General features: G+C 27.6%; 7 protein-coding genes and 1 other annotated feature (1 of these 8 only partly in view). Of the genes, 1 reads left to right on the top strand and 6 read right to left on the bottom strand.

Annotation, left to right across the window (positions count from 1 at the left end):
- Positions 1–528: 528 nt before the first annotated feature.
- From BUB33_RS14145 to BUB33_RS14130, 4 genes are read right to left on the bottom strand one after another with little or no spacing between them, the layout of a single operon-like run.
- Entirely contained in the window at positions 529–1,440 is a 912-nt protein-coding gene (locus BUB33_RS14145; RefSeq protein WP_072977622.1) for a bifunctional enoyl-CoA hydratase/phosphate acetyltransferase, read from the bottom strand.
- Positions 1,441–1,463: 23 nt separating this feature from the next.
- Complete coding sequence (locus BUB33_RS14140) at positions 1,464–2,597, bottom strand: tetratricopeptide repeat protein (protein WP_072977620.1); 1,134 nt, start codon at positions 2,595–2,597, stop codon at positions 1,464–1,466.
- Between the two features lie 16 nt (positions 2,598–2,613).
- Positions 2,614–3,366 (bottom strand): hypothetical protein, encoded by a 753-nt coding sequence (locus BUB33_RS14135; RefSeq protein ID WP_072977617.1) that lies wholly within the window; start codon positions 3,364–3,366, stop codon positions 2,614–2,616.
- 1 nt (position 3,367) lies between these two features.
- A complete protein-coding gene (locus BUB33_RS14130; protein WP_072977615.1) occupies positions 3,368–5,134 on the bottom strand; it encodes a B12-binding domain-containing radical SAM protein in 1,767 nt (588 codons plus the stop codon).
- 154 nt (positions 5,135–5,288) lie between these two features.
- Between BUB33_RS14130 and BUB33_RS14125 the strand changes: the two genes are divergently transcribed.
- Positions 5,289–5,483, top strand: a complete 195-nt coding sequence (locus tag BUB33_RS14125) for a hypothetical protein (protein ID WP_072977613.1) — start codon at positions 5,289–5,291, stop codon at positions 5,481–5,483.
- Positions 5,484–5,488: 5 nt separating this feature from the next.
- Here the strand turns inward: BUB33_RS14125 and BUB33_RS14120 are convergent, their stop codons facing one another.
- Positions 5,489–6,451, bottom strand: a complete 963-nt coding sequence (locus BUB33_RS14120) for a hypothetical protein (protein WP_072977610.1) — start codon at positions 6,449–6,451, stop codon at positions 5,489–5,491.
- Between the two features lie 6 nt (positions 6,452–6,457).
- On the bottom strand, positions 6,458–8,158 hold the full coding sequence (argS, locus tag BUB33_RS14115) for an arginine--tRNA ligase (protein WP_072977608.1): 1,701 nt from the start codon (positions 8,156–8,158) through the stop codon (positions 6,458–6,460).
- Positions 8,159–8,199: 41 nt separating this feature from the next.
- Positions 8,200–8,256: a binding site (T-box leader), on the bottom strand (it continues 143 nt past the right edge of the window).

The following is an 8,256-nucleotide window of genomic DNA, read 5'->3' as shown; positions in this document are numbered from 1 at the left end:
TGTTCGTCGCTTTGTTAGCCAAGTCATAGATTTGGACTTCGCGACATCTGACCTACCTTCAATTCGCTACGCTCATTGGGTTAGGTCATTACTTTTTATAATTCAAAGTTTCTCACACTGTTTAGTTTTCTAGGTTCATCGTCACCCCTTGAGGTGACTTACTTAGTATAGCAAACTTTTCGTTTGCTGTCAACTGTTATTTTTAAACTTTTTTAAATCATTTTGCAGATTTATGAAGTTTAATGTCACAGCCGACTTTTACTATCATACTCTCTTTTTCAAGAGTTGTCAACTGTTTTTTTGAACTTTTTTTCAAATCTTATTTGATTTGCTTTTGGTTCAATGCCCCAGCCGACTTTTATTATGATACACGGTTTTAAACATAAAGTCAATACCTTTTTTTAAAAATATTCAACTTTTCCTAAACAAGTAAATAATTGGATACAGTAAACTCACTATTGCAATATCATATACATCATAATCCCCAATCTAAGCAACATATCAATTCTAATACACTAATTCTATTTTCTATTTATTATAATCTGCTACTAAACTACCTAACGCAATTGAGTATAATTTTGCCTCATGATCATCTGCACGAGATACTAATACTATAGGAACCTTTGCACCCATCACAACTCCTGCAGACTTTCCACCTGCAAAATAAGTAATACTTTTTCCAATTCCATTTCCCATTTCAATATTTGGAACTAATAAAACATCTGCATCTCCTGCTACCTGGGATTTATATCCTTTTATCTCAGCAGAAGATGAAGATACTGCTAAGTCTAATGCCATAGGACCATCTACTATAATTCCTTTTGAAAAACTTCCTTCTTCATATCTATTCTTCAATTCCATAGCATCTACTGTTGCTGTCATTTTAGGATCCAATTTTTCCTTAGCAGCTAAACAAGCTACTTTAACTTCTTCTTTCCCTAATGCCCTTCCTACTATTGCTGCATTTTCTATAATCTTAATCTTATCTTCTAATGTTGGCTGTAGATTCATCCCACCATCAGTCAAGTAAATTAATTTTGAATAATTAGGTATCTCATATAACATTACATGAGATAGTAGAGAATCTGTTCTAAGTCCCCATTCTTTATTCAAGACTGCTTTTAGTAATATGGAAGTATCAACTAATCCTTTCATTATAAAATTAGCTTTCCCATTTAATATCATTTTAACCCCTATTTCTGCTGCCCCACTTAAATCTTTTTCATCTATTATTTTATAAGAACTTAAATCAAATCCTTTTTCTTTGGCAATATTAATTGTTTTTTCTTTATCTCCAATTAATATTGGATCAGCTATACCTTTTCTTTTACTTTCAATGACTGCTTCTAAAACTTCTTCATCATGACAGGCTACTACTGCAAGTTTCATAGGTGATTGATATTTTAATTTCAATAGTTCTTCTAGCTTTTTTATTTCCATCATTAATCCCCCCATATTTAATATTATTTATTCATAAGCTTTTCTAATGCTTCTTTCTGAGTATTCATATTTATATCATTAGGATTTAACATTACTGCATTTTCTATATCACTATAGGCATCTTTTAATTTCCCCAATTGTAAATAACATAATCCTCTATTAAATATAAGTTTGTAATCATCTGGCACACTTTCAATACCTTCAGTAAATACATCTATAGCATTATTTATATCCCCTATAGTAAATAAGCATATCCCCAATTCATTATAGAGGTTAGAATCTAATTTATAAAGTTCCAAAGCTCCCTCAAAATAATCAATTGCATTTTCAAAGTCTGAAAGTCCTTTATAACATACTCCTATTAAATATTTAAGTTCCCACCATTTATCAAGTTTAGGTAGTAGCTTTAAAAATATATCTAGAGCTTTATCAAAGTATTCACGTGATAAATATGTTAATCCAGTTTCCAAAGCCACATCATTTTCAATAAGTTCTATTTCTCCTCTTATCTCTTGAAGTCTTAGTTCATCCTTATCTAAAACTAAATACTTTGTCCAAATAAGCTTTGCTTTCAAATATTGCTCTGAAAATTTGTAATGATATCCTAATTTATAATATGCCAATGGATATTTATCGTCGATATCTAAAATAGTCTCCAGTTCATTTGTAGATTTATCAAGAAATTTTATTCCTTTTTCATGTTCTTCCTTTTCAAAATATTTTTTTCCTATTTCCTCTAAAGCAATAGCATAATTAAATATGCCATTGACATTTTTAGGGTTAATATATTTTAATGCCCTAAAGTAAACAGCTCCATTATCATAATCATCTTCCTCTATACTCCTAATCCCTTGATAAAAGATATAATCTTCAGCTTTTTTATTATAATACATTAGGATGTTCTTATAATCCTCCATATGCATGAATAAAGAATCTATGCCCATCAAATAAATAATTCCATCTATTATATCTGATACCTTTATTTCTTCTTCCATATTACCTTCTATGATCTCACTAACTAAAACATCTGTTAATATAGGAAGAGGAATATCCTTATCTATAGGATACCCCTTAATATTAATCCTTGCTCCTTTTTTTAATTCAATAAATGTAATTTTATTAGTTTTCTTTTTAAAATAATCATTAACAAAGTCCATAATCCACCTTCTATTCCTAAAACTTATTCATAAACATTCTTTTTCTTCTAGTGCTAGTGCTTAGTAATTTAAATAAATGCCCCCTATAAATCATTATAAATGAAAATAATCCTTGTCCTAACAAATATTTTATAATACTGGGTATGCCAAAATTAAAACCAAAGGATAGATGAGTTGCAAATAAATCTGTGATAATATTACCTGTAAGATAATAAAGAAGTCCATAAAACAGTATATTTGGCAATAGCCAATTAAACCAATTATCCTTAATAAAATCAATTGAGTACATAATACTGTCCATTGGTTCTAAAACCTTCAAATACAAAGTTTCTGGTAAAGCATTAAGTATGAAAAATATAGAAATTGTTATTATTGTATTTAATATATAAGCATTAAATCCTAATATCTGTTGAATAATAGATAATAAATAACTACCTATCCAAGCAAAAAAGAATACAGTGTAAACTTTTCTGAGAAAGTATTTAAATCCATCTTTAAAATCCTGGAAGGTTATCCTATTATAATTAATTATATTATATAACAAATATAAATAGTTTGAAATTAAACTAGCACTAACTATTGCTAAAATAATCCCCGCAAAAATAGACAATATTCCTTTAAATATAGTCAACACCACACTAAAAATAGCAATATTTAAAATCATATATACTATTCCTGTAAAAATTATAACTCCATTATTCTTTAAACTGTTCAATGTTTTCTTGAAAACTTGCTTATTAATCATCATAAAATCCTTTATTATATCCAAATTAAATCAACTCCTTTATTATATGGCTTACATCATAGGTCTTGCACCTATTTATAACTCCTCTTTGATATACAAACAATATATCTGTTCTATAATTGTGACCTGTTAAAGTATAATCACTCTCTATAATTTTGAAAATATTGACTCCAAAACTTTCAAGTGCAATATCCTGAATTATCTTTTTCGTTGGTAATTCTTTATATTCTCCTAAATAATCTTCAATTACCCTTTCATTCTTTAATACTTCATGAATCTGTCGTTGTTGAATATTTACTACATAGTTTAAAATGCCTTTTGGAATTTTGGAACCCTTGTTGTTATTTATAAAATCGAATTTTAATAGCTCATTAAAAACTAAGACATTATCAAATTGTTTATATTTATAAAATCTCATTAATATCTCATATAATTTATTTCTACTGTTAGATACTTTATGATAACCTTCTGCTTCCCAATAACAAGAAAAATCTTCATAGAAGTCAAAAGGATTAGTATAATAATTACTAATTATATACCCTAATGAATGTTCAAAATATCCCTCATTATAATATCGCTCCACTAACTCTTCTATTGACTTTAATTTTATTATATCTTTATATCTTATAAAATCATTTTCTAATATTTCATAGGGCGGCAAATCCAAATATTTAAATCCATATCTAGATTCATCTTTTCTCAGTTCTGAACCTTTAAGTAATTTTAAAAAACCTAGTTGTATTTTTTCAGGTCTTATTTCATATACGTCATTAAAAGATTTTCTAAAGGAACCATAATCTTCATATGGAAGCCCTGCAATTAAATCTAAATGTTGATGAATATTTCTATATGATTTTATTTTCTTGGTAATATCCCTTAACTTCTTAAAATCAGTAGTCCTTCCAATCGCTTCTATTGTATCTAAATTGGTAGATTGTACTCCTACTTCAAATTGAAACAGTCCTTCTTTTACACCTGATAAAAATTCTAGCATTTCTCCATCTAGAAGATGTGCTGTAACTTCAAAATGAAAATTTATATCCTTTGGATTCTTTTCTATAATAAATCTCATTATCTCCATTGCATACTTTTTATTAGCATTAAAAGTTCTATCTACAAATTTTACCTGTTTTACTTTACCATCAATAAGATTATTTAATTCCTCCTTGACTCTATCTATTCCAAAATACCTTACCCCTTTAATTGTGGAAGATAAGCAAAACTTACATCCAAAAGGACATCCCCTTGAAGATTCAAAATATACTATTTTATTTTCAAATTCATTTCCAATATTTTTATATGGAGATGGAATAGTGTTTAAGTCTTCGATTAATGGCCTAGGTGGATTTTTAATTACCATATCTCCTTGGGAGTAAATTAACCCTTGTATATTACTATAATCCTCACCACTAATTATCTTTCCTATAAATTCTCTAAAGGTTTCCTCTCCTTCACCATAGATAATAAAATCAATAAACTTATTATCCTCTAAAATCTTTTTTCCATCAAATGAAACTTCTGGTCCCCCTAAAACTATCTTTAATTTTGGATTAACTAATTTTAAAATCTTGCATATGTTTAATGTCTCCGTTAAATTCCAAATATAAGTTGAAAATCCAATAATATCTGGCTCTAATTTATATAAATCTGAAGTTATAAAATCTATATTTTGATTTATTGTATATTCCTTTATTTCTATATCAATTAAATCCTTAACATATCCCTGTAAGTATCTAATAGCTAAACAAGAATGAATAAACTTGGAATTTAACGTGCTTAATATTACCTTCATCTATTTACCTTCCTTTTTTATTGTATTAAATACATTATATCATTAGTTTTTAGTCTTATACAGATAATTTACTAAAACATAAGAATAGTAATTGAATTTTTGACAAAATTCTTATAGAATATATTGTATAATACGACAAGAAAGGAGATAATCCATGAGAGAATTTGATAAGATTTCTATCCAGGAAATGTCTAAAGATGATATGCTCTTAATTATTGAAGCCTTGGAATATACAGGCAGCAACACTAAAATAAACGATTTTTTAAGCTTAAAAGATAGTATTCTTGAAGAATTAAGTTCTTTAGCAGAAGTTGACGAAAAAGATTTTTTAGAATATCTAAAAAAATAGACCCCTTAGGGTCTTCTAAATAAGTACATACCAGTTTTAGTTTGAATTAAAGAAGTTAAGGTACTATCCTTTACTTCTTTTTTTATTACTTTAGATTCTCTAAGTAATGAGTGAAAAAATATTTCTCCCTTATTAAAACTAAAAACATCTGGTAAAATATATTCTTTTATCCTTAATTTATCGGGATCTATTCTAGATTTTCTTAAATCTATAATATATTTACTAAGATTAATGTAAAATTTTGGGATATTCCATTCCTTATTTCTATTATATAAAAACCCATATAGTATTTTCCCTATAAAAGTCTTAGGTTCTTCCTTACCTAAGACTTTTATAGTATCTTCTAGATTTGAATATCTATTGTTTCCTATATCATTTAAAGTATTTAGCAAATGAATCTTTTCTCTTTCAAAATCAACTTTAAAATTACCATTATATTTTTCAATTTCTACTCTATAATACTCTCCATATTTATTGATATAGTTAATCTGAGAAAACCCAATAATATTTTCTTTTATTTTATCTATTATACTATCCTCATTTTCAATAATTAAATATAATAAATGCACAATAGATACTGTTTCAAATAGGGTTTGAAAATTCCCAGTTGTAAATAATATATTTTTTATCACTTCTTCTTCTATTACTTCATATTTCTGATTTGCTAAAATTAAAGGTATTATTCTACCTATTATAGAATCATCGTATTCTTTCCAATATATATTTGTATTCACCCTTCCTTGTGAATTTATTAAGGAAGGGTTATCTCCAATTCTATAGCTTAACCATAATTTAAATTCTTCTAGAAATCTAATATAGTCTACTCTTACTGCTTCTTCATTTAACATAGGTATTAAAGATTTTATATTTATTATAGTTAATTGAGATATATAGCTGTAGTTATTATTTTTATTAAAATCTTCTTCAAATAAACTTAATAATAACCCCTCAAGACTTACTTTATCCATATATATCTACATTCTCTCCGGTGCTTCAATACCTAATAAATCTAATCCTGTTTTCAATACAGTTTTAACTGTGAAAGATAACATTAGTCTTGCCTTTTTAATTTCTATATCATCTGTAATTATGGGATAAGAATTATAGAATTTATTATATGCTTTTGCTATTTCAACTATATGTCTTGTAATAAAATATGGTTCATTTTTTTCCATAGCATCTATTACTACTTTAGGAAAATCATATAAAAGTCTTGCTATATTTATTTCTTCATCCACATTAAGAATACTATAGTTTATATTATCATCTATATTAAACTTTCCTCTATCAAGTAAAGAATTTATTCTTGCATGGGTATATTGGACATAAGGTCCAGTTTCTCCTTCAAAACTTAATGTTCTATCCCAAGAGAATACATAATCCTTAATCCTTTGATTAAATAATTCTTGGAATATTACAGCTCCTATCCCAACTTGTTTTGCCACTTCTTCCTTGTTTTCTAATTTTGGATTTCTTTCATTTATTATATCTAAAGTATTTTTAATTGCAGTATTCAATACATCTTCTAAAAATACAACTCTGCCTTTTCTAGTGGATAAAGTACCATCCTCTAAACTAACCATACCAAATGGTATATGGACACAGTCCTTTGCCCAGTCATATCCCATAAGCTCTATTACCTTCATCCAAGCTTTAAAATGAAGATTTTGTTGGGAAGCTACTACATAAATATTTTTATAGAAATCATAGGTTTTCTTTCTATAGAAGGCAGCAGCAATATCCCTTGTAGTATATAAAGTTGAACCATCACTCTTCATAATAAGTGCCGGTGGCATTCCATACTCTTCTAAGTCTACCAAATATGCTCCTTCTGATTCTTTCATTAAACCTTTTTCTTTCAATTCTTCAATTACTGCTGGCATTTTATCAGAATAAAATGATTCTCCGGCATAGGAGTCAAATTTAATATTTAACATATCATATACCTTATTAAACTCTTTTAAACTTATTTCTCTAATCCATTCCCATAAATTTAAAGCCTCTTCATTTCCATTTTCCAATTCTTTAAACCAATATCTAGCTTCATCCCTTAATTCTTCATGCTCTTCTGCTTCTGTATTAAATCTAACATATAACTTTAGCAACTCATTTATAGGATCAGCTTCTATTATTTCTTTATTTCCCCACTTCTTATATGCAGAAATTAACATACCAAATTGAGTACCATAATCTCCTAAGTGATTAATAGCAACTGTATCAAAGCCCAAGAAAGTATATATCTTATATAAAGCATTTCCTATAACTGTTGTTCTAATATGCCCAATATGAAAAGGTTTTGCAATATTTGGTGATGAATACTCAACTATAACAGTCTTACCATTGCCCATATTCGAAGAACCATATTTAATTCCCTTTTCTTTCACTTCATTCAAAGTAACTTCAATAAGTTTACCTTTATTTATAAAGAAATTTAGATATGGACCATTATTCTCTATTTTTTCAAAATACTCATTTTCTCCAAATTTGTCTGCCAATTCTTCAGCTATAACTGGTGGAGCTTTTCTAAAAGCCTTGGCTAGTCTAAATACTGGAAAAGCATAATCACCCATATCGTAAGATGGTGGCACTTCTATTAAAGATGATATTTCTTCTTCTGTAAGCACATCTACTTGTGACTTAATTAAGTTAACAACTTCTTCTCTAAAATTTAACATTTATATTACCTCCTTAAATAAATATAGCCCTCGTCTCTAATATAAGAGACGAGAGCTACCCCGTGATACCACTCTTGTTGGCAAATGCCCACTCGAAA

Source organism: Tissierella praeacuta DSM 18095 (assembly GCF_900128955.1).
Taxonomy (GTDB): domain Bacteria; phylum Bacillota; class Clostridia; order Tissierellales; family Tissierellaceae; genus Tissierella; species Tissierella praeacuta.
Note: the sequence above shows the minus strand (reverse complement) of the source record. Positions and strands in the feature narration are given on the sequence as shown.